Annotated in this window: 18 protein-coding genes and 1 pseudogene; 11 read left to right on the plus strand and 8 right to left on the minus strand. The window is 68.1% G+C overall.

The window, feature by feature from the left end; all coding sequences use genetic code 11:
* The 10 genes from ABI214_RS16320 (at position 1) to ABI214_RS16365 (ending at position 10,300) form a co-directional block, all read left to right on the plus strand.
* Entirely contained in the window at positions 1-1,188 is a 1,188-nt protein-coding gene (locus ABI214_RS16320) for a serine hydrolase domain-containing protein (protein WP_348611681.1), read from the plus strand.
* Positions 1,189-1,201: 13 nt separating this feature from the next.
* The gene (locus tag ABI214_RS16325) at positions 1,202-1,408 is read left to right on the plus strand and encodes a dodecin (protein WP_280759655.1); all 207 of its coding nucleotides are present in this window, start codon (positions 1,202-1,204) and stop codon (positions 1,406-1,408) included.
* 126 nt (positions 1,409-1,534) lie between these two features.
* Positions 1,535-3,220, plus strand: a complete 1,686-nt coding sequence (locus ABI214_RS16330; protein ID WP_348603567.1) for an FAD-dependent oxidoreductase — start codon at positions 1,535-1,537, stop codon at positions 3,218-3,220.
* Between the two features lie 110 nt (positions 3,221-3,330).
* Positions 3,331-4,338, plus strand: coding sequence for a L,D-transpeptidase (locus ABI214_RS16335; protein WP_348603568.1), 1,008 nt, complete (start codon positions 3,331-3,333; stop codon positions 4,336-4,338).
* Positions 4,339-4,483: 145 nt separating this feature from the next.
* Entirely contained in the window at positions 4,484-5,416 is a 933-nt protein-coding gene (locus tag ABI214_RS16340; protein WP_348603569.1) for a carbohydrate ABC transporter permease, read from the plus strand.
* A complete protein-coding gene (locus tag ABI214_RS16345) occupies positions 5,413-6,315 on the plus strand; it encodes a carbohydrate ABC transporter permease (protein WP_408586849.1) in 903 nt (300 codons plus the stop codon). The genes ABI214_RS16340 and ABI214_RS16345 overlap by 4 nt, the downstream gene beginning before the upstream one ends.
* Before the next feature lie 33 nt (positions 6,316-6,348).
* A complete protein-coding gene (locus ABI214_RS16350; RefSeq protein WP_348603570.1) occupies positions 6,349-7,680 on the plus strand; it encodes an ABC transporter substrate-binding protein in 1,332 nt (443 codons plus the stop codon).
* 21 nt (positions 7,681-7,701) lie between these two features.
* Positions 7,702-8,796, plus strand: coding sequence for an ABC transporter ATP-binding protein (locus tag ABI214_RS16355; RefSeq protein ID WP_348603571.1), 1,095 nt, complete (start codon positions 7,702-7,704; stop codon positions 8,794-8,796).
* Positions 8,797-8,818: 22 nt separating this feature from the next.
* A complete protein-coding gene (locus ABI214_RS16360; protein ID WP_348603572.1) occupies positions 8,819-9,145 on the plus strand; it encodes a YnfA family protein in 327 nt (108 codons plus the stop codon).
* 120 nt (positions 9,146-9,265) lie between these two features.
* Positions 9,266-10,300 (plus strand): hypothetical protein, encoded by a 1,035-nt coding sequence (locus tag ABI214_RS16365; RefSeq protein ID WP_348603573.1) that lies wholly within the window; start codon positions 9,266-9,268, stop codon positions 10,298-10,300.
* Positions 10,301-10,336: 36 nt separating this feature from the next.
* On the opposite strand, the gene ABI214_RS16370 is transcribed toward ABI214_RS16365, so the two are convergent.
* Positions 10,337-12,295, minus strand: a complete 1,959-nt coding sequence (locus ABI214_RS16370) for a M13 family metallopeptidase (protein WP_348603574.1) — start codon at positions 12,293-12,295, stop codon at positions 10,337-10,339.
* Positions 12,296-12,384: 89 nt separating this feature from the next.
* Between ABI214_RS16370 and ABI214_RS16375 the strand changes: the two genes are divergently transcribed.
* Positions 12,385-13,539, plus strand: a complete 1,155-nt coding sequence (locus ABI214_RS16375) for an RNA-guided endonuclease InsQ/TnpB family protein (RefSeq protein WP_348603575.1) — start codon at positions 12,385-12,387, stop codon at positions 13,537-13,539.
* Positions 13,540-13,716: 177 nt separating this feature from the next.
* On the opposite strand, the gene ABI214_RS16380 is transcribed toward ABI214_RS16375, so the two are convergent.
* The 7 genes and pseudogenes from ABI214_RS16380 to ABI214_RS16410 form a co-directional block, all read right to left on the minus strand.
* Positions 13,717-13,938 carry a hypothetical protein gene (locus ABI214_RS16380; protein WP_348612085.1) on the minus strand — a complete coding sequence of 74 codons (222 nt, stop codon included), beginning with the start codon at positions 13,936-13,938 and terminating at the stop codon, positions 13,717-13,719.
* Positions 13,939-14,052 (minus strand): annotated as a pseudogene (locus tag ABI214_RS16385) (protocatechuate dioxygenase); the annotation flags it as partial.
* Positions 14,053-14,123: 71 nt separating this feature from the next.
* Complete coding sequence (locus tag ABI214_RS16390) at positions 14,124-15,047, minus strand: PaaI family thioesterase (protein WP_348603576.1); 924 nt, start codon at positions 15,045-15,047, stop codon at positions 14,124-14,126.
* 15 nt (positions 15,048-15,062) lie between these two features.
* Complete coding sequence (locus ABI214_RS16395) at positions 15,063-15,995, minus strand: PaaI family thioesterase (RefSeq protein WP_348603577.1); 933 nt, start codon at positions 15,993-15,995, stop codon at positions 15,063-15,065.
* Between the two features lie 44 nt (positions 15,996-16,039).
* Complete coding sequence (locus tag ABI214_RS16400; protein WP_348603578.1) at positions 16,040-16,804, minus strand: pirin family protein; 765 nt, start codon at positions 16,802-16,804, stop codon at positions 16,040-16,042.
* Between the two features lie 213 nt (positions 16,805-17,017).
* The gene (locus ABI214_RS16405; protein ID WP_348603579.1) at positions 17,018-17,983 is read right to left on the minus strand and encodes a pirin family protein; all 966 of its coding nucleotides are present in this window, start codon (positions 17,981-17,983) and stop codon (positions 17,018-17,020) included.
* 102 nt (positions 17,984-18,085) lie between these two features.
* Positions 18,086-20,641, minus strand: coding sequence for a LuxR C-terminal-related transcriptional regulator (locus ABI214_RS16410; RefSeq protein ID WP_348603580.1), 2,556 nt, complete (start codon positions 20,639-20,641; stop codon positions 18,086-18,088).
* Positions 20,642-20,855 lie beyond the last annotated feature (214 nt).

The following is a 20,855-nucleotide window of genomic DNA, read 5'->3' on the forward strand; positions in this document are numbered from 1 at the left end:
ATGCCGGCGGTGCCGGCGTATCCGTCGGCGCGCACCGAGATGCTGGTCGACCCCCGGTTCCTGCCCCTCGCGGACCGGTTCTTCTCGATGTACCGACACCCGCACAACGGCGGCGGCGCGCTGGTCGCGTACGTGCACGGCGAGAAGGTCCTCGACGTCTGGGCCGGGTACGCGGACCGGGAGCGTCGCTGGAACGGCGACACGGTCGCCCTGTCGTTCTCCACCGGCAAGGGTGTGGCCAGCACCGTCACGCACCGCCTGGCCGAGCGCGGCATCGTCGACTACGACGCCCCGGTCGCCGCGTACTGGCCCGAGTTCGCGGCCGCCGGCAAGGAGTCCATCACGATTCGCGACCTGCTGACCCACCGCACGGGTCTGCACAAGGTTCGCGGACTGGTGCCGGGCCGGCTCGGCCTCCTCGACTACGACACCGTGATCGACGCGCTCGCGGCGGCGGCGCCCGATCCGCGCCGGCAGCGCGGCCCCGGATACCATGCCGTCACGTACGGCTGGCTCGTCGCCGAGACGGTATCGCGCGCCACCGGCAAACCGTTCACGCAGGTCGTCCGCGAGGAGATCGCCGAACCCCTGGGTGTGGACGAGTTCTGGTACCAGGTGCCGGCCGACCAGAAGCCACGGATCGCGAAGCTGTTCCCGCACATCAACCCCGGTGGACTCGACTGGCGGTTCACGTCCTCGGTGCTCGCCCACATGGGCCCGTTGCGCGGGCTGGCGGAAGCCGCGATGCCCGACGGGTTCGACGAGCTCGTCCGCAATCCCGCCGTGCACGATGCGGTGATGCCCGGGTGGAACGGCGTGTTCAGCGCCCGGTCCCTCGCGCGCATGTACGCCGCCATCGCCAACGGCGGTGTCATCGACGGCACCCGGTTCCTGAAGCCCGAAACCCTCGAACAGATGGGCGCGGTGCAGACCCGCGACCGGGACTACGTGCTCGGTATCAAGCTCGCGTGGCGCCTCGGCTACCACCCGCCGATCCTGGCGAGCCGCGTCCAGCCGACGCGCGGACTCGGCCACTACGGGGTCGGAGGCTCCGGTGCGTACGCCGACCCGGAGACCGGCCTCGCGCTCGCGTTCGTGACGAACCGCCTCGGCAATGCCGTCACCGCACTAGGTGACCTGCGACTGGCTCGGCTCGGTGCCGAGGCCCAGGAGATCGTGCGTTCGTGAGGGAGGTCTGCCGATGAGCAACCACGTCTACCGGGTGATCAAGGTGGTGGGGTCGTCGACCGAGGGCGTCGACGCCGCGATCGCCAACGCCATCGACCGCGCGAGCCAGACGATGCACAACCTCGACTGGTTCGAGGTGGTCGAAACCCGCGGCCACATCGAGAATGGAACTGTCGCCCACACACAGGTGACGCTCGAGGTGGGGTTCCGGCTCGACTAGGTCGGCGCACGGAAATCGTGGGCCGAAAGTCCCCTCGTGTACGGAACCTCGACCATAACTGGAACACGTTATAGTCTTGTCCGAGAACGACAGTCTCGGTCGGGTACTCACAGGTAGGGAAGAACTGTGGCTTATGTGATTACGCAGGCGTGCTGCAATGATGCCTCGTGTGTGGACGTCTGTCCCGTCAACTGCATTCATCCGACGCCGGACGAGCCGGAGTTTGCGACCACGGAGATGCTCTACATCGATCCGCAGACGTGCATCGACTGCGGCGCGTGCGTGGACGAGTGCCCGGTCGACGCGATTTTCGGCGACAACGAGCTGAGCGAGGCCCACGCGGTCTACTCCGAGATCAACGCCGCCTACTTCGAGAAGCACCCGATCGGCCCCGACTGGCCGGAGCTCGCCGAGCCGCGTTCGCTCAGCGCCGACCTCGGTACGCTGCGCGTCGCGATCGTCGGTTCCGGGCCGGCCGCGTGCTACGCCGCGATCGAACTCACCTCGCGCCCGCGGGTCGAGGTCGACATGTTCGACCGGCTGCCCACGCCCTACGGCCTGGTCCGCGCCGGTGTCGCCCCCGATCACCCCGGCACCAAGGGTGTGGCCGACGTCTTCCGCTCGGCGCTGAGCAAGCGCTCCGTGCAGTGCCACTTCAACGTCGAGATCGGTCAGCACGTCAGCCACGAGGAGCTCCTGCAGCACCACCACGCGGTCATCTACGCGGTCGGCGCCGCCAGCGACCGTCACCTCGGGGTTCCCGGCGAGGACCTGCCCGGCTCGCACGCCGCCACCGAGTTCGTGGCCTGGTACAACGGCCACCCCGACTACGCGGACCGCACGTTCGACCTCTCGGGTGAGCGCGCCGTCATCGTCGGCAACGGCAACGTCGCGCTCGACGTCGCCCGCATCCTCGTCACCGACCCCGACGAGCTCGCCAAGACCGACATCGCGCAGCACGCCGTCGACGCGCTGCGCAGCAGCAACATCCGCGAGGTCGTCATCGTCGGCCGCCGCGGACCGGCCCAGGCCGCGTACACCAACCCCGAGCTGATCGCGCTCGGCCAGATGGCCGACGTCGACATCGTCGTCGATCCCGACGAGGCGATCCTCGACTCGGCCAGCCGGGCATGGATCGACGGCCCCGACTCGGAACCGTCCGAGAAGCTCAAGGTGCGTCAGGTCGAGGAGTTCGCCAAGCGAACCGCGACCGACGGCCGCAAGCGGATCGTGCTGCGCTACCTCGCGTCGCCCGAGGAGATCCTCGGCGGCGAGCGCGTCGAGGGCATCCGTCTCGTGCGCAACGAGCTCGTCGCCGACGAGTCGGGCAAGCTGAGCGCGCGCCCCACCGATCGCACCGAGACCTTCGAGACCGGTCTGGTGCTCCGCTCGATCGGCTACAAGGGCGTGCCCGTCGCCGACCTCCCGTTCGACGATCGTCGCGGTGTCATCCCGAACGAGAACGGTCGGGTCATCGATCCCGAGTCCGGTTCCCCGATCCCCGGCGTCTACGTCGCCGGCTGGATCAAGCGCGGGCCCACCGGTGTCATCGGCACCAACAAGCACTGCTCCGCGGCCACCGTGGACCTGCTGCTCTCCGACTTCGCGAACGGCCTGCTCACGCAGCCCGGCCACGACGGGGAGCACCTCACGCAGCTGATCGGTGAGCGCCAGCCCGAGGTCATCGACTTCCAGGGCTGGCAGCGCATCGACAAGAAGGAGCGGGTGCTCGGCGCCGAGAACGGACGTCTGCGCACCAAGATCGTCGATCTCGCGGCGATGCTCGAAGCGGCCCGCGGCGAAGCGGGCTGACGCACGTCACAGCGGGTCGAGGTTGTCGGTCGGCTGTCCAGTCTGTCTAATGGGACAAACGGGGCAGCTGCCCACTGCGGTGGGCACGCGCGTAGACAAGGGGTACGCACATGACCGACACATCGACCGCAGCCTCCGGCCGGGGTCGCCGCTGGTTCACCCGCGCCGCGGCACTCGTCGCCACCGCGACCGCCGCGGGCGCGGTTCTGGCCGCTCCGGCGCAGGCCGCACCGCTCTTCGGAGGTGGTTCGGTGGAGATCCCGGACATCCAGGTGCCGACTCCGCAGTTGCAGCTCCCCGCCGGATTCCAGTTGCCACAGGTTCAGCTCCCGCCCGGATTCCAGTTGCCGCCGGAGGTCCAGGCGGTGCTGCCGGCCGGCTCGGTCGCGCCCGCGCTCGCGCCGATCGGCCCCGCGAACTTCTCGGCCCCCTCGCTGAACCCGGCGCCTGGCGAGGTAGTGGGCGTCGCGCAGCCGATCATCGTCGGCTTCAACGAGCCGATCGGGGATCGTGCGGTCGCCGAGCGCGCCATCCGCGTCACCACCGACCCGCCGGTCGCGGGCAGCTTCTACTGGATCAACGACAAGCAGGTCCGGTGGAAGCCCACCGAGTTCTGGCCGGCCGGCACCCGGGTCACCGTCGACGCCGGCGACTCGCACTCGACGTTCACGATCGGCGACGCGCTGGTGACCTACGCCGACGACAACACCAAGCAGATCAGCGTCTTCCGCAACGGTGAGCTGGTCAAGACGATGCCGACGTCGCTCGGCAAGCCCGGCCACGAGACCCCCAACGGCACGTACATCGTGGGCGAGAAGTACCGCGACATGTACATGGACTCGTCGACCTACGGCGTGCCGATCGACGCCCCCGAGGGCTACCGGACGTACGTCGAGTACGCGACGCGCATCTCCTACAGCGGCATCTTCGTCCACGCCGCCCCGTGGTCGGTCGCGGACCAGGGCCACACCGACGTCAGCCACGGCTGCCTCAACGTCAGTACCGAGGATGGCAAGTGGTTCTACGAGAACGCCAAGAAGGGTGACCCGGTGATCGTCGAGAACACCGCTGGCGGAATCCTGAGCGGCGCCGACGGCCTCGGCGACTGGAACCGCTGACCTGCACTGAAGCGAGAACACCGGCGCTGCGCGAGAACTATTCGCGTAGCGCCGTTTTCGTTCCCGGACACTTCGACCCGAGACGTTCAGGCCACGTGTCGCGTGCATTCACCCGGCATTCGAAGTCGACGGTAACACTGCGGCGGTGAGATCGAGTCCGGAGAGAACCATCCCGCAGTCACCCGGCCGCGGCCTGTTCGGCCGCCCGTGGCGCGACTATGTGCTGTTCGTGGCCCTGGTCGGCCCCAACCTGGTGCTGCTGACCCTGTTCACGTACCGACCGCTCGTGGACAACATCCGGCTCTCGTTCTTCGACTGGAACATCGCCGATCCGGTGGCGACCTTCATCGGTCTCGACAACTACCGGGAATGGTGGAGTCGCGACGACACGTGGCAGATCGTCACCAACACGGTGGTGTTCACCCTGGCGACGGTGGTCGGATCGATGGTGCTCGGTCTGGGCCTGGCGCTGCTGCTCGACCGCAAGCTCGTGGGGCGCAACCTCGTTCGATCGGCGATCTTCGCGCCGTTCGTGATCTCCGGGGCTGCGATCGGTGTGGCCTTCCAGTTCGTGTTCGACCCCAGGTTCGGGCTCGTCCAGGACCTCCTGCACCGCGTCGGCGTCACCTCGGTGCCGGACTTCTACCAGGAGCCCGGGTGGGCGCTGTTCATGGTGACGGTCACCTACATGTGGAAGAACCTGGGCTACACCTTCGTCATCTACCTGGCCGCGCTGCAGGGCCTGCGCCCGGAGTTGTCGGAGGCGGCCGCGATCGACGGCGCGAGCATGTGGACCCGCTTCCGTCGAGTCCTGTTGCCGCAGTTGCGACCCACCACCTTCTTCCTCTCGATCACCGTGATGCTCAACTCGCTGCAGGTGTTCGACATCATCAACGTCATGACGCGCGGCGGCCCGCTCGGGACCGGGACCACGACGATGGTCTACCAGGTCTACAACGAATCGTTCCGCAACTTCCGGGCCGGCTACGGCGCGACGGTCGCGACGATCATGTTCTTGGTGCTGCTCGCCATCACCGTCTACCAGGTGCGAGTCATGGATCGGGGTGAGCAGGCGTGACGGCCGTCGAACAGCGCTCCGTCGTCGGGGCGCTCCCCACAGAGATCGTCGCTCCCGACACGCGTGTGCAGCGCCGACGCGAGCGCATGCTGAAGGTGTTCGGCTACCTGGCGATGGCGTGTGCGCTGGTGATGGTGGCGCTGCCGCTGTACTGGATCGTCATGACGTCGTTCAAGGATCGGCCCGACATCTACACGCAGCCGGTCACGTGGTGGCCGAGTGCCTTCCACCCCGAGAACTACACCGAGGCGGTCACCTCGGTACCCTTCACCACGTTCCTGCGGAACTCGGTCATCATCACGACGGCGCTGGCGGCGATCAAGTTCGTGCTCGGTGTCCTCAGCGCGTACGGGCTGGTGTTCCTGCGCTTCCCCGGCAAGAATGTCGTGTTCCTGACCATCATCGCGGCGCTCATGGTCCCGAACCAGATCACGGTGATCTCGAACTACGCGCTGGTCGCGGAGTGGGGATGGCGAAACACCTTCCAGGGCATCATCATTCCCCTCGCCGGCGTCGCCTTCGGAACATTCCTGATGCGCAACCACTTCCTGTCGATCCCGGCGGAGATCATCGAGGCCGCCCGGATGGACGGCGCCGGGCACTTCCGGTTGCTGTGGCGGGTCGTGCTGCCGGTGTCGGGGCCGACGATGGTCGCCTTCGCGATCATCACGGTCGTCAACGAGTGGAACGAGTACCTCTGGCCGTTCCTGATGTCCGACGACGCATCGGTGGCGCCGCTGCCGATCGGGCTGACCCAGTTGCAGAACAACGACGGTCTCACCAACTGGGGTCCGGTCATGGCCGGCACCGTGCTGACGATGCTGCCGATCCTCGTGATCTTCCTTCTCCTGCAACGACACATGATCAAGGGCCTCACCTCCGGTGCGGTCAAGGGCTGACTTTTCGAACCATGCATGAAAGGCACTGACGAAATGGCACACATCAATCGCCGTGGCTTCCTCGGACTGACCGGGGCGCTCGCGGCAGGGGCCGCGCTGACCGCATGCGCAGGTTCGGGATCGGGCTCCGGTTCGTCGAGCTCGAGCGCGTCGAGCTCGGGTAGCTCGAACACGATCACGTTCTGGTCCAACCATCCCGGCAAGTCCCAGGACGTCGAGCGGGAACTGATCAAGCGCTTCGAGGCGAAGTACCCCGATCTGAAGGTCGACCTGGTGGACGGCGGCAAGAACTACGAGGAGGTCTCGCAGAAGTTCAACGCCGCGCTCTCCGGTGGGGCACTGCCGGATGTGGTTGTGCTGTCCGATGTCTGGTGGTTCAACTACGCGCTGACCGGTGCGATCGAGCCGCTCGACCCGCTGTTCGGCGAGGTGGGTGTCAACGCGTCCGACTACGTCGACTCGCTGCTCGCCGACTACCTGTTCCAGGGCAAGCACTTCGCGCTTCCGTACGCCCGCTCGACCCCGATCTTCTACTACAACAAGCAGATCTGGTCGCAGGCCGGGCTGCCCGACCGTGGCCCCGCGACGTGGCAGGAGTTCGACCAGTGGGGTCCTGAACTGCAGCGTGTCGTCGGTGACGGCAAGCTGGCGCACGGCTGGGGCAACGCCAAGAACTACCTGGGCTGGACCTACGAGGGCCCGATCTGGACCTTCGGCGGTGCGTACTCCGACCAGTGGACGCTCAAGTTCGACGACCCCAAGACGATCGAGGCCGGCAACTTCCTGCGCGACATGGTCTTCCAGAAGAAGTACGCGGCGGTGTCGAGCGACATCGCGAACGAGTTCGGCGCCGGGATCCTGGCCTCGACGATCGCGTCGACCGGAGACCTGTCGGGCATCAAGAAGTCCGCAGCCTTCGACTTCGGCACCGCGTTCCTGCCGACGTCGGACGGACGTCCGGGCTGCCCGACGGGTGGCGCCGGGCTCGCGATCCCGTCGCGCATCTCCGACGAGCGCAAGAAGAACGCACTGAAGTTCATCGAGTTCATCACCAATGCCGAGAACACGTCGTACTTCTCACAGAACGTCGGCTACATGCCGGTCCGCAAGTCCGCGGTGGAAGTGCCGTCGATGAAGGCGTTCCTGGACGCGAACCCCAACTCCCGCACGGCTGTCGAGCAGCTCGCACACACGCGGTCGCAGGACTACGCCCGCGTCTTCGTCCCGGGCGGCGACCAGATGATCGGCACCGGACTCGAGCAGATCGCGCTGCAGAACGCCGACGTGAAGTCGACGTTCGCCTCGGTGGCAGCGCAGCTGCAGCAGACGATCGACCGGCAAATCGCCCCGAAGCTGCCCCAGTAGTAGAAACGCAGAAGGAAAACCATGGCACACGTGCAGTTCTCGTCGGTTACCCACCGCTACCCGGGCGGCGAGCGACCAGCCGTCGACCGGCTCGACCTCGACATCGCGGACGGCGAGTTCGTGGTCCTCGTCGGGCCGTCCGGGTGCGGAAAGTCCACGAGCCTGCGGATGCTCGCCGGTCTCGAATCCGTCGAGACCGGCAACATCCGCATCGGCGGAGCGGACGTCACAGGCGTGGCGCCGAAGGCGCGCGATGTCGCCATGGTCTTCCAGAACTACGCGCTCTACCCGAACATGACGGTGGCCGAGAACATGGGCTTCGCGCTGCGAAACGCCGGTGTGAACAAGACCGATCGCACCGCGCGCGTCCTCGAGGCCGCGCGGATGCTCGAACTCGAGCCACTGCTGGATCGCAAGCCCGCCAAGCTGTCCGGCGGACAACGGCAGCGTGTCGCGATGGGACGGGCGATCGTCCGGCATCCCGCGGTGTTCTGTATGGACGAACCGCTCTCCAACCTCGACGCCAAGCTCCGGGTGAGCACGCGTGCCCAGATCTCCGGTCTGCAGAGGCGTCTGGGCACCACGACCGTCTACGTCACGCACGACCAGGTCGAGGCGATGACCATGGGTGACCGGGTGGCGGTCATGCGCGACGGCCGGCTGCAGCAGATCGCGCGTCCGCGCGAACTGTACGACGACCCGGTCAACACGTTCGTCGCGGGATTCATCGGCTCTCCCGGGATGAGCCTGCTCGAGGCGCGGGTGGAGGGGTCGACCGCGGTTCTGGGCGACCTGCGCGTGCCCCTGCCCGCGTCTGCGCGCAGAGAGGAGCGCGTCGTGGTCGGGATCCGCCCGGAGTCGTGGACCCTGGTGGGGGAGTGGCGCAAGGGTGCGCTCACGGTGGCCGCCGAGTTGTTCGAGGAACTCGGCGCCGAATCGTTCGTCCACGCGGTCAAGGCCGATCCGACGGACGATACGTGGACCAGCCGGGGCGGCCGGGTGGTGATCCGCGTCGACCGGAAGGTCTCGGTGCGTCCCGGCGAGGAGCTGCACCTGCTGCCGAAGCTCGACGAGATCCGGTTCTTCTCGGCGTACTCGGACGAGCGGCTGCGGTGACCGTTCCCGCATAATCCGTGCCATGACCGCGACGCGTTCGCTCCTGCTGTTCGTCCTGGCCGCGCTGTTCGAGATCGGCGGCGCCTGGCTGGTGTGGCAGGGCGTGCGCGAACACCGCGGCTGGCTGTGGGTCGGCGCCGGGATGATCGCGCTCGGCGTCTACGGACTGGTGGCGACGATGCAGCCCGACGCCAACTTCGGGCGCATCCTCGCCGCGTACGGCGGTGTGTTCGTGGCGGGTTCGCTGCTGTGGGCGGTGGTGATGGACGGCTTCCGGCCCGACCGCTACGACATCATCGGTGCGCTGATCTGCCTGTGCGGTGTCGGCGTGATCATGTACGCGCGCTAGGCGGCTGCGCCGCCTGTGCGCCTTTTTGGCAGCTGGCCCTACCGAAAAGGCGCACAGGGGCTGTGGACAACTTCCCTGCCACGACCGGATCTTGTCGTGATCACCACGCACGCTCCGGTCATGACTGCATTCGAGCACTCCGACCTCCAGCGCCTCGTGGACGCCCAGTGCGGGATGGTCACTCAACCTCAGGTCAAGGTGCTGGGCTACGGCCGTGGACGCGTCCGGCACCTACTGGACACAGGACGGTGGCGTCGCGTCCTTCAAGGCGTCTACGCCGTGACGAACGGCCCGCTGACCCGCGAGATGACGCTGTCGGCCGCACTGCTCTACGGCGGTGACCACGCGATGCTCAGCCATCGGACCGCTGTCGAGGAATGGGGGATGTTCGAGGTCGACGAGACTGTGCCGGTTCACGTGACGGTGCCGTACGGCAAGTCGTCTCGGCCACAGGCGGCAACAGAGACGCTGCCCGCGCGGGCGTCCACGCACCCCGTGCTCCGGCCCGGATCGCTCCTGCACCCCGGGGTCGTCGTGCATCGGTCGCGCGCGCATCGGCATATCGGCGTCGACGCGATGCGCCCGAGGACGTCGAAAGCGGACACCGCCCTGGATGTCGCGATCGCCGAGTCGAGCGCGCGACAGGCCTACGTATCGCTGATCACGACCGTCACCAATTCGCGAATCCGGTTGGCCGACATTCGGCAACGGATGAACGAGCGGCGTCCACGCCGCTACCGTCGTGCACTCGACAGCGCAGTGGCGCTCCTCGCCGACGGTGTGCAGTCGGTGCTCGAGTACCACTACGCGGTCGACGTCGAACAGGCGCACGGGTTGCCGCCCGCGCGTCGCCAGGGCCCGGTGATCGTGGACGGCCGCACGCTCTATGAGGACGTCGACTATTCCGGGTGCGGTGTACCGCTGATCGTTCGACTCGATGGCCGCTGGGCGCACTCGATGCGCGAGGTCCAGTTCCGGGACCGTCGGCGCGACAACGCCGCCGAACTCGCCGATCGCCCGCGGCTGGTATACGGGATGGACGAGGTCGGCGGCATGCCGTGTGTCGTTGCCCAGGAGGTCGAGTCGGTCCTCACCCGGGAGGGCTGGAGGCGCGACTACGCGGGGCGCTGTCGCGCCTGTGCGCCCTTTCGGTAGGGGCCGCTACCAAAAAGGTGCACGGGCGCGAAGCGCCTACCAGATCTTGACGCGCTTCTCGGGCTCCAGGTACAGGGCGTCGCCCGGCTCGACCCCGAACGCCTCGTGGAAGCTGTCGAGGTTGCGGATCACGCCGTTGCAGCGGAACTCCGGCGGCGAGTGCGGATCGACGGCGAGCCGTCGGATCGCCTCCTCCTTGCGGGCCTTCGTCCGCCACACCTGCGCCCAGCCGAAGAAGACGCGCTGCAGACCGGTCAGCTCGTCGAGCACCGGCGCCGCGGTGCCCTCGGTAGCGATGCGGTACGCCTCGAGAGCGATCGAGAGCCCACCCAGATCGCCGATGTTCTCGCCGATCGTGAACTCGCCGTTGACGTGATGGCCCGGCAAGTCCTTGGGCTCGAAGTCGTTGTACTGCTCGATGAGAGCCTTGGTGCGCTTGCCGAACTCGGTGCGGTCGTCGTCGGTCCACCAGTCGATCATGTTGCCGTCGCCGTCGTACTTGGCGCCCTGGTCGTCGAAACCGTGCCCGATCTCGTGCCCGATCACCGCGCCGATGCCACCGTAGTTGGCGGCGTCGTCGGCGTCGGCGTCGAAGAACGGCGGCTGCAGAATCGCTGCGGGGAAGACGATCTCGTTCATCCCCGGGTTGTAGTACGCGTTGACGGTCTGCGGGGTCATGAACCACTCGTCGCGATCGACCGGGCCGCCCAGCTTCGCGATGTCGCGGTCGTGGTCGGCGGCGTAGCCGCTGCGGTAGTTGCCGACCAGATCGGCCGGGTCGACCTCCACGGCCGAATAGTCCCGCCACTTGTCCGGGTACCCGATCTTCGGGGCGAACTTCTCGAGCTTCGTGAGGGCGGCTTGCCGGGTCTCCGGGCTCATCCATTCGAGGTCGGAGATGTTGCGGCGGTACGCCTCCTGCAGATTCGCGACCAGCACCTGCATGCGCGCCTTGGACTCCGGCGGGAAGTGCCGCTCCACGTACAACTTGCCGACGGCCTCGCCGAGCAGGTCCTGCACCAGCGAGACGCCGCGCTTCCACCGCTCACGGTTCTCCTGCGTGCCACTGAGGGTCGTGCCGAAGAACGCGAAGTCCTCCGCGACGAGCGCCTCGGTCAGGTACGGCGCCCGCGAGTGCAGGATCCGCCACGTGGCCCAGGCCTTCCAGTCCTCGATCGGACGCGACGTCCACAGCTCGGTGAACGACTCGACGAAGCTCGGCTGACGAACCACGATCTCGGCCAGCTGCTCAGGCGTGGCATGCAGGCCGGAAATCCAAGCAGCCCAGTCGAACCCGCCGCGGTTGGACTGCAGGTCGTCCAGCGTCACCAGGTTGTAGCTCAGCTCCGCGTCGCGGCGCTTGACGACGTCCCAGTGGCCAGCGGCGATCGCGGTCTCGAGGTCGAACACGCGCTGCGCGTCGTACTCGACGCCGGCCAGCTCGAACATCTTCCGGATGTGCGTCAGGTACGCGTCGCGGATCTCGGCGTAGTTGTCCTCGCGGTAGTACGACTCGTCGGGCAGGCCGATGCCGGACTGCGTGAAGTGCACCAGGTAGCGCCCCGAGTTCTTCGCGTCGGTGTCGACGTACTGTCCGACCGCACCGCCGACGCCGGTGCGCTGCAGGCGCCCGACGATCCCGGCCAGCTCGCTCAGATCGGCCGCGTTCGCGACCGCCGACAGTTCCTCGGCGATCGGGGTCAGCCCGGCGGCCTCGGCGGCGTCGGCGTCCATGAAGCTCGAGTACAGGTCGCCGATCTTCTGCGCGTCCGTGCCGTGCGCCGCGCCGGACTCGGACGCCTCCTGGATGAGCGTCTTCACGTCCTCCTCGGCCTTGTCGTACAGCGTGCGGAACGCGCCGTCCACCGCGCGGTCGGCCGGGATCTCGTACTCGTCCAGCCACTTGCCGTTGACGTGCACGAACAGGTCGTCCTGCGGGCGCGTGCCCGCGTCGAGATAGGTCAGGTCGATGCCGGAATGCTGCGCAGTCGTCATCTGGTGTCTGGCGCGAATACTCCCTCGTCCGCGGGGGAGAAGATGCGCCATCCTCCTTTCTGTCGGTGGTGTCGGTTAGGTTGCCGTGCATGGGGGAAGTCGTGCGGTACACATACCGGTTGCGTCCCGGGATGCAGTCGGAACGTGCGCTGACCGACGAGTGGCATCGGTGCCGGTTCCTGTGGAATGAGGCTGTCCACCAACAGAAGTCGGGTGCCAGGCCGACATTCGGGCGATTGTCGAAGCTGTTGACGGCGGTGCGGTCCCACAATGCGTGGCTGCGGGACGGGTCGCAGGTGGCGCAGCAGCAGATGTTGCGGACCTACGCGCAAGCCTTGGACCAGTCGTTCACGGTGAAGGGTCGCGGTCGACCGGCGTTCAAGCCCCGTAAGGAGGCACTGTTGTCGCTGGAGTACACGCGGCGCGGGTTCCGGATCCGTGACGGTCGTCTGGTGCTTCCGAAGGGAACATGCATTCCGGTGGTGTGGTCGCGGGAGTTGCCGTCGGAGCCGACAAGTGTCCGGATCACGCGGGATTCGCTCGGCCACTGGTATGCCTCGTTCGTCGTCCGCCGCGACGTCTCCTCCCTTCCGGAGGGTGCGGGTGGGATCGGTGTCGACTGGGGTGTGACCACCACCGCCACCACGACGGACAGCGAATTCGATCTTCCGTACCTTGGACACCGCAAGCGCTGCGCCGCCGAACTCGCGCGCGTGCAGCGGAAGATGGCCCGCCGCCACACAGGTAAGCGTGGCCCGCAGTCCAGGGGTTACGAGCGTGCGAAACGGGAGGCTGCGAAGCTGCACAAGAAGGCGGCCCGCCAGATCCAACACGACACCTGTGTGTGGGCGAAGAAGGTCGTCGAACGCCACGACCTGATTGCGGTGGAGGACTTCAAACCGGTCTTCCTCGCCAAATCCACAATGGCGCGTGAGGCCGCGGACGCGGCGATCGGCGCGGCGAAGCGGGAGTTGATCGACCGTGGTGTGCGGGCTGGCCGGAAGGTGGTGTTGGTGCAGCCCGCCTACACGACGATGACGTGTTCGGGGTGTTTCGCGAGAGCCAAGCAGCAACTCGGACTCGACGAACGAACCTTCCGATGCACGGCCTGCGGCTACACCGCGGGCCGGGATCGGAACGCCGCCGGGGTGATCCTGGCTGTGGCAGAACGCGGCCACACGAGTGTCGACGACGTCAGACAATCTGATCACCCCCTCCGGGCGGATGGTCCGGTTGCGGTCTGAGCTTGAAATCTCCCACCTTCAGGTTGGAGAAGCGTTAACGCTCCATCTTTACACCGACTCAGACTCGGTCGCCGCGGCCGCGACCGCAACTCCTGTATCGACCATGCCGACGAACCTGACTGGGTCCTCCTCGCACACCCGCACATCCTGCCACGCCACACGCACCGTCTCCCCATGTCAGGGAACCAGTTGCATACCACTTGGGGTCGCCTTGAACAGGCGCATGTGAAATTGGGCCGGACGCGGAAAGCGCCAGACATCGATGCCGAGGTTGATCGCGGCGAGCATCCGGTCCGACTGCCGAGACGTGGCCATCAACCCGGCGTTGTCGAAGATGCCGTCGGTGTCGTTGCGGGCGTCGCGACCGTGGTGGTCGGTGCACGACGAGATCCAGTCCAAGCCCCGGCAGTCCTCGCGGATATCGCTACGGATCGAGTCGACGTCGAACCAGCACGGCCCCTGCGTCTCCTAGACCGCCATGACGCACCGCGGCGCCTGGTCGAGCACTGCGAGCGAGGTTCATCGTGGTCGAGCGGGCTCCGCTGTCTGGATGTCGGGTGTGAATCGCCTGTGGGGAAACGGGATCAGAACAGTTGCGCGCTCGCGGCCGCGCGGATCAGCACCTGCCCGGACCCGTCGACCAGGCGGGATTCGATGAGCGCCAGTCGCCGTCCGGCTCGGACGACCTCCGCCTCGGCCCGGATGGCGGGGCCGTCGGTGGCGGGGGAGCGGACGAAGTCGATGCGCAGGTCCAGGATCCGGTACTGCTGGTCGACAGCGGTGAGGGTCTGTGCGACAAGGCCGTTGACGAGGTCCGTCGCCGTGATCAGGATGCCGCCCTGGATCGAACCCAGGTAGTTGCTCATCCAGTCCTGCGGTGCGAACGTCGCGGTGAGGCTGCCCCGTTCGACGTCGGTGAGGCGGACGTCGAGCAGGCCGGCGAGGGGGCCGCGTGCGATCCGCTCCGACGCGATGCCGTCGACGATGTCCAGGCCCGCCCGTCCGGCGAGTTCGTCCGGCGCCGCGCACGGTTCGGACGCGGGTACGGGGAGGCGTTCGCCGCTGAGCACCGCGTCGGCGTTCGCGCGGGGTCGCGTGACGAAGACACCACGCGACTGCAGGACCGCGACGGTGTTGCCGTTGCCGTCCTTCATGGCGCCGGCGGCGAGACCGATTCCGGCGTCGAGGTCGAGGTCGACGACGTCACCGGTCGAGACGACAGTCCCGTGGGCCGGCATGGGCGCGGCCAGTGTCGCGGAGATCTGCGACAGCACCATGCCGGCGTCGGTGGGGATCGAGTTGCCCAGCGCGCCGCCGGGGCATGCGTCGGCCAGCACGCCGACCGAGCCGAGGATCGTCTGACCGCGGTGGTCGTGGAAACGGGCGCCGACTTCCTGCGCGAGCACGAGATGCCCGGGTCGGATCTCCCGCGCCCCGACTCCCATGAACAGGTTGAGCCGGTCGACCAGCTCGGGTGCAGTGCGCGGATCAGCGGCGGTATCGGTCACCGGACTTGTGTACCACTACCGTCCGGCGCCGCCGAACGGCTGTCCCAGCTGGACGCTCGCCCGGACGGAAACCAGCAGGTGCCCGTCCGGCGCCGTCAGCCGCGTCTCGATCAGCGCGAGGCGGCGGCCGGCGCGCACCACTGCGGAGTTCACCCGGATCGGAGGGCCGTCGACGGCGGGCGAGCGGACGAGGTCGAGGTGGGCGTCGAGTGTCCGGAACGAACCGCCGGGCTCGGTGAGCGTCTGCGCGGCCAGGCCGGCCGCGAGATCGGCCACCGACAGCAGGACACCGCCCTGCACGGTGCCGATCGCGTTGCTCATCCACGCCTGCGGCGTCATCCGGGCGCTGACGGAGCCGCGCGTCGCGGCGTCGACCGTGAGATCCACGAGGCCGGCGAGCGGTCCGCGGCGCACGCCACCCGCCGCCATCGCCTCGACGATCGCCAGTCCCGGCATCGTCGCGAGTTCGTCGGCGGCCGTGACCGCCTCAGGTTCGGGGACGACGAGTTCGGCGGCCGGGCCGTAGTGCACCTCGGCCTGCGACGGCCGTGAGACGACGAAACTGCGGGCCCGCAGGACCGCGGCGACCCGACCGTGCGGATCGCGGATGGTGATGCCGGTGCCCGCGTCGAGGTCGAGGTGGGCGGTCGACGCGGCCGCCGTGACGGCGCCGGTCGCGGGCAGCGGAGCCGCGGCCGTCGCGGTGAGCTGGGAGACCACGGTGCGACTGCCCGTCGGCACGGACGCGTAGAAGGCGCCGGCGCCGGCGACGGCGTCGTCGGCGACCACGCCCACCGATCCGAGCGTCGTCAGCCCGCGGTGGTCGTGGAATCGCGGGCCGACGGACTGCTCGAAGCTCGCCCCCGCCGCGTTCATCGAGAGGGTGCGCACACCCATCACGGTGTTGAGCGGGTCGATGCCGCGTGGCGTGACCGATACGGAAGTCATGCCTCCTGGCTAGCAGGTGGACACGATCCGCGGCGGCTCGGATCTCATCCGCCGAGACGCGCGTGCATCTCCCATACCAGGATCTCGGCACCGGTTTCGGTCGTGACGGTCTGGCCGCCGGATGCGCTCGCGCGGACCGCGTCTCCCTCGTACAGCGTCCCGACGCCCTCCATCTCGGCGGTGCCCTGCGCGACGAAGACGTGCACGAACGGGGCCTCCGGGATGCGCACCGGCTGCCCCGGCTGCAGGCGGGCAGCGTGCAGCGACGCGTACTTGTTCTTGATGCGGATCGCGGCGTGGTCCCGGTGCTGCGGCATGCCCGACGCGACGGGCACCAGGCCGCCGGTCAGTAGTTCGGCGTCGATCTCCAGCTGCTCGTAGCCGGGGGTGATGCCGGCCTCGTCCGGGACGACCCACATCTGGATGAAGTGGACGGGGTCGGTGTGCTCGTCGCCCTGCAGCTTCCACGAGTCGTTCTTCTCCGAGTGCAGGATCCCGGTGCCCGCGCTCATCCGCTGGGCGAGGCCCGGATAGATCACTCCGGAGTGTCCGATGGAGTCCTGGTGTACCAGCGAACCCCGCAGCACCCAGGTCACGATCTCCATGTCCTTGTGGGGGTGGGTGTCGAAGCCCTGGCCCGGCTGGACGATGTCGTCGTTGTTGACCAGCAGCAACCCGTGATGGGTGTTGTCAGGGTCGTAATGGTGGCCGAACGAGAACGAGTGCTTCGAGTCCAGCCACGGGATGCGGGTCTTCAAACGATCACCCGCACGGTGGACGTCGATGTGGGGAGTGGTGAGAGCTGGCATGCGGTCCTCCTCGGTGACGAGCGCGGATGGGGCTTCTCCGGTGCATTCGAGGCGTTTCGCGCTGTCCAGACACAAGGGTACGAAGTGCGGCCCGTCGGCGCCGAATCAGCGGTGTCGGTTCGGTCTCGGAGTGTTCACGGACGAGTATCGGACCCGATCACCCGGGTCGGTCGCCCGACCCAGGTGATCGCTTGTCCAGCAACAGTATTGATGTCAGTCGAGGGTTTCGTGGGCGGCGGGGATCGAGCCCAGGCGACCGGCCTGGAAGTCCTCGAACGCCTGCATGACCTCGGCCTTGGTGTTCATGACGAACGGACCGGCCATCGCGACGGGTTCTCGGATGGGCTGCCCGCCGAGGATGAACACCTCGAACGACTCGGTGCGCGAGTCCTGGACGTCGGCGGCCGCGATCGTGATCGAATCGCCGCGACCGAGCACCGCGGTCTGGCCCGACGAGATCGGCCGGCGTTCCGCGCCGACGAAGCCCTCACCGGCGAGCACGTAGACCAGCGCGTTGAAGTCGCGGTTCCACGGCAGTGTCACGCTCGCCCCCGGCGCGACGGTCGTGTGCGACAGCGCGATCGGGGTGTAGGTGGATCCGGGTCCGTGGTGACCGCCGATCTCGCCGGCGATCACGCGGATCAGCGCGCCACCGTCCGGGCTCGACACCAGTGCGACCTTGCTGCCCGTGATGTCCTGGTAGCGCGGCGCGGCCATCTTGTTGCTCTTGGGCAGGTTGACCCACAGCTGGACGCCGTGGAACAGCCCGCCGCTCATCACGAGGTGCTCGGGCGGGGCCTCGATGTGGAGGATGCCGCCACCCGCGGTCATCCACTGGGTGTCGCCGCCACCGATGATGCCGCCGCCGCCGTTCGAGTCCTGGTGCTCCATGATCCCGTCGATCATGTAGGTCACGGTCTCGAAGCCGCGGTGCGGGTGCCACGGGGTGCCCTTGGGCTCGCCGGGCGCGTAGTCCACCTCGCCCATCTGGTCCATGTGGATGAAGGGGTCGAGGTGAGCGAGGTCGATGCCGGCGAAGGCGCGGCGTACCGGGAATCCCTCACCCTCGTACCCGACGGGGGCGGTGACCACTCCGCGCACCGGCCGGTCCACTGCAGACGGATTCACGGCCTCGAGGCGCGGCAGCGCGAGGATGTTGTCGACGGTCACGGCAGGCATGTGGCGCTCCTGAGATCGGTTAGTTGAGTATTCAACTAGTTCACCGTAGCTCAACGCACCGCGTGCGGAGTTATTCCCGGCCCGTCCGGGCGCCGTCGGGGACTAGGTGTCGGATCCCGAACCGATCAGCCCCAGCCGCGACGCCGTCAGCAGCGCGTCGGCCCGGGAATGGACGCCGAGTTTGCGATACAGGCTGCGGAGCTGGGATTTCACGGTGTTCTGTGAGACGAAGAGCCTGGCCGCGATCTCGGCGATCGACGGCGTCGACACCAGCGCGGCCAGCACGGCCGACTCGCGGTCGCTGATGTCGACCAGCTGGACCCGGTCCGGGAACACACCGTCGCCGTCGGCCGGCGCCGCCGCCCGCCACGCCTCCGGCAGCGCGACGCCCAGCTCCGACAGCTGCGCGATCCGCCCCGCGGGCAGCGAGGCGAAGGGGCGAACCATCCCGGTCTGCTCGAACAGCGCGATCGCCCGCCGCAACATCGTCTGCGCCCGCGCGTGGTGCGCCATATCCACGTTCGCGGCGGCCTGGATGAGTGCGGATTCCAAGCGGATGCGCGGGTACGGGCAGTCCGCGACCACCGGCTGCAAGCAGTCCGCGAGCGCAGCGGCGGGTTGGCCGCTCGACAACTCCATCCGCGCGTGGGCGATCGTGGTCCACGGGCCGCGTCCGCGGGCGTTCTCGAGCGTCATCCACGTCTCGTTGCCGCGGCCCAGCGCCAAGTGCAGATCGGCTTCGGTGGCCGCGAGTAGTTGCGCTGCGATCGACTCGGGAGTGCACCAGCGGTCGTACACCGCGACGTCGCGGTGCATGCGGTCGAGTCCCATCTCGGCGTGACGGCTGACGAGTGCCAGCTGGCAGTGCGCATACAACGCGAACGCCCACAACTCCTCGTCGTCGGGGAGATTGCCCAGCTCGGCGAGGGCCCGTCCGGCCAGGTCGAGCTCCATCCGGTCGATCGAGACCAGAGCGGACGCGACCAGTCCACCGACACGGATCGCCGGGGTAGCCCAGGACGCCGCGTCCTCTTGTCGTCGTTCCCTGTCGAGCCACGACTCGGCGTGCCCCAGTTCGCCGGTGAGGGCATAGTTCAGCGCCAGACCGGCGGCCGCGTTGCGCGCGATGAAATCGATCCCGCCCGGACGACTGTTGTTGTAGGCGCGGCGGAATTCGGCCGACGCCCGGGCGATGTCGCCGTGCAGTTGGTGCGTGATGCCCCATTGCAGCCGAAGGAGCGGCAGGAAGGGCGCGACCTCGGTAGGCAGCGCGCTGAGGGCGCGATCGCCGAGCTCCGCCATCCGAATGCTCATCCGGGACGCCTGGGCGAAGTTGCCGGAGACCCGCAGGATCAGCGACTGCACGCTGCCGACCGCCAGTGCGTCGGCCAGATCGGCGGTGTTCAGGGGCTCCGCGGCGCTGATCTCGAGCGGCACCGGGTCGGCGATGTGAACTGCATCGGATCCGAACCGCAGGAACAGTTCTCGTCCGGCCCGGATCGACAGGTCGCCTGCCGCCGCCTCCTCGGGCAGCGCCATCAGGGTTTCCCGGACCAGGTGGAAGTGCCGGGACATCAGCTGCACCCAGTCGGCCTTGATGATCACGACCGCGAGGCCCCAGTCGTGCGCTTCGACGGCGTGCGCGAGCGCGGACGCCGGATCGCCGGAGTCGAGGAACCAGCGGGCCAGATCGCTCGATGCCCGCAGCGGTCCGTCCGGTGATGCCCGACGCACGTCGCGCATCAGGGACTCGCGAATCGGCGTCGGGTACTTCCACTCGTCGTCCTTGGGCCACGGCGACCGCACCAGCACACCCGCGGCCTCGAGTTCCCGGAGGTGCTGTGGCGCGTGGTCGTCGGTGAGCGTCTCGGCCGCCGCGGTGGTGACGGTCCGCGCCGCGGCGATCGTGAGCATGAACTCTCGGAGATCGGTGAGGACCGGATCGCGCAGGATCTCTCGTTCGACGTAGCGGTCGATCGATCGCTCGAGTGCTTGACGGACCAGTTCGCGGTTCTGCGCGTAGTCGGTGCCGAAGGAACGTGCCACGGGCACCGCCGTCTGTACCAGCGGCGGGAAACCGCCGGTGGCGGCCTGCACCGTCTCCATCAGGCGCTGCGGCAGCGCGACGCCGCGGGCGAGCAGCACCGCGCGCGACTCGTCTTGGGTGAACAACAGATCGGCGGGGGAGATCGTGACGTGATCGACGTCGAGCATGCCGAGGTCACCGAAGATCCGGGTGCTGCGCGTGGTGACCACCGCATGCACTCGAGCGTGTCGGTCCAGGAGTTCGAGGACGTGCGTCTCCGTCAACGGGTCGTCGAGCCGGTCGACGTCGTCGAGGATCAAGGTCACCGGACCCGAGGAGGCCCCGGCGGACTCGAGGGTGTCGTCGATTCGCCGGGAAACCGCGGCCCAGTAGTCCTCGCCTGCCGTGGACGGTGCGGGCGAATCGATCGTGACGACCGGCCCGGGCGGCGCCTGAGATGACGCGATCCACGTCGTCACGAGGCTCGTCTTGCCCGAGCCGCGCGGCCCGCGGACAACGGTCAGAGCGGGCAGCTCGGACAGGGCCGCGAACAGCCGCGGCCGGTCGAGCAGCGTCCGGTGGGCGTGCGCACTCCGACGCTCACGCTTTCCCGTCCCCGGTTCAGGCTCCACAACCACACTCCCCAGACCCGCCGACACCGTCGGCGCACGCGGTACTGCCCCCGCGAAACCCTGACGTGCACGTGGCCCTCGGGGCCACGTGCACGGACAGCACAGTGTGTCACAACGTGCCGGTCGCGGGAGAGGATTCGCGACCCCTGTTACGGGTGGTTCGGCGCCACCTTCTCGGCGGCCACGTCGGTGAGGACGGCGCACCTTCGGTCGT

This window comes from Prescottella soli (assembly GCF_040024445.1).
In the GTDB taxonomy this organism is placed as follows: Bacteria; Actinomycetota; Actinomycetes; order Mycobacteriales; family Mycobacteriaceae; genus Prescottella; species Prescottella soli.

What these genes read in the sequence shown, in the direction of transcription:
- ABI214_RS16320 (WP_348611681.1), top strand. Translation starts at nt 1, where the DNA reads ATGCCGGCGGTGCCGGCGTATCCGTCGGCGCGCACCGAGATGCTGGTC.
- ABI214_RS16325 (WP_280759655.1), top strand. Translation starts at nt 1,202, where the DNA reads ATGAGCAACCACGTCTACCGGGTGATCAAGGTGGTGGGGTCGTCGACC.
- ABI214_RS16335 (WP_348603568.1), top strand. Translation starts at nt 3,331, where the DNA reads ATGACCGACACATCGACCGCAGCCTCCGGCCGGGGTCGCCGCTGGTTC.
- ABI214_RS16350 (WP_348603570.1), top strand. Translation starts at nt 6,349, where the DNA reads ATGGCACACATCAATCGCCGTGGCTTCCTCGGACTGACCGGGGCGCTC.
- ABI214_RS16355 (WP_348603571.1), top strand. Translation starts at nt 7,702, where the DNA reads ATGGCACACGTGCAGTTCTCGTCGGTTACCCACCGCTACCCGGGCGGC.
- ABI214_RS16360 (WP_348603572.1), top strand. Translation starts at nt 8,819, where the DNA reads ATGACCGCGACGCGTTCGCTCCTGCTGTTCGTCCTGGCCGCGCTGTTC.
- ABI214_RS16365 (WP_348603573.1), top strand. Translation starts at nt 9,266, where the DNA reads ATGACTGCATTCGAGCACTCCGACCTCCAGCGCCTCGTGGACGCCCAG.
- ABI214_RS16370 (WP_348603574.1), bottom strand. Translation starts at nt 12,295, where the DNA reads ATGACGACTGCGCAGCATTCCGGCATCGACCTGACCTATCTCGACGCG.
- ABI214_RS16375 (WP_348603575.1), top strand. Translation starts at nt 12,385, where the DNA reads ATGGGGGAAGTCGTGCGGTACACATACCGGTTGCGTCCCGGGATGCAG.
- ABI214_RS16395 (WP_348603577.1), bottom strand. Translation starts at nt 15,995, where the DNA reads ATGACTTCCGTATCGGTCACGCCACGCGGCATCGACCCGCTCAACACC.
- ABI214_RS16400 (WP_348603578.1), bottom strand. Translation starts at nt 16,804, where the DNA reads ATGCCAGCTCTCACCACTCCCCACATCGACGTCCACCGTGCGGGTGAT.
- ABI214_RS16405 (WP_348603579.1), bottom strand. Translation starts at nt 17,983, where the DNA reads ATGCCTGCCGTGACCGTCGACAACATCCTCGCGCTGCCGCGCCTCGAG.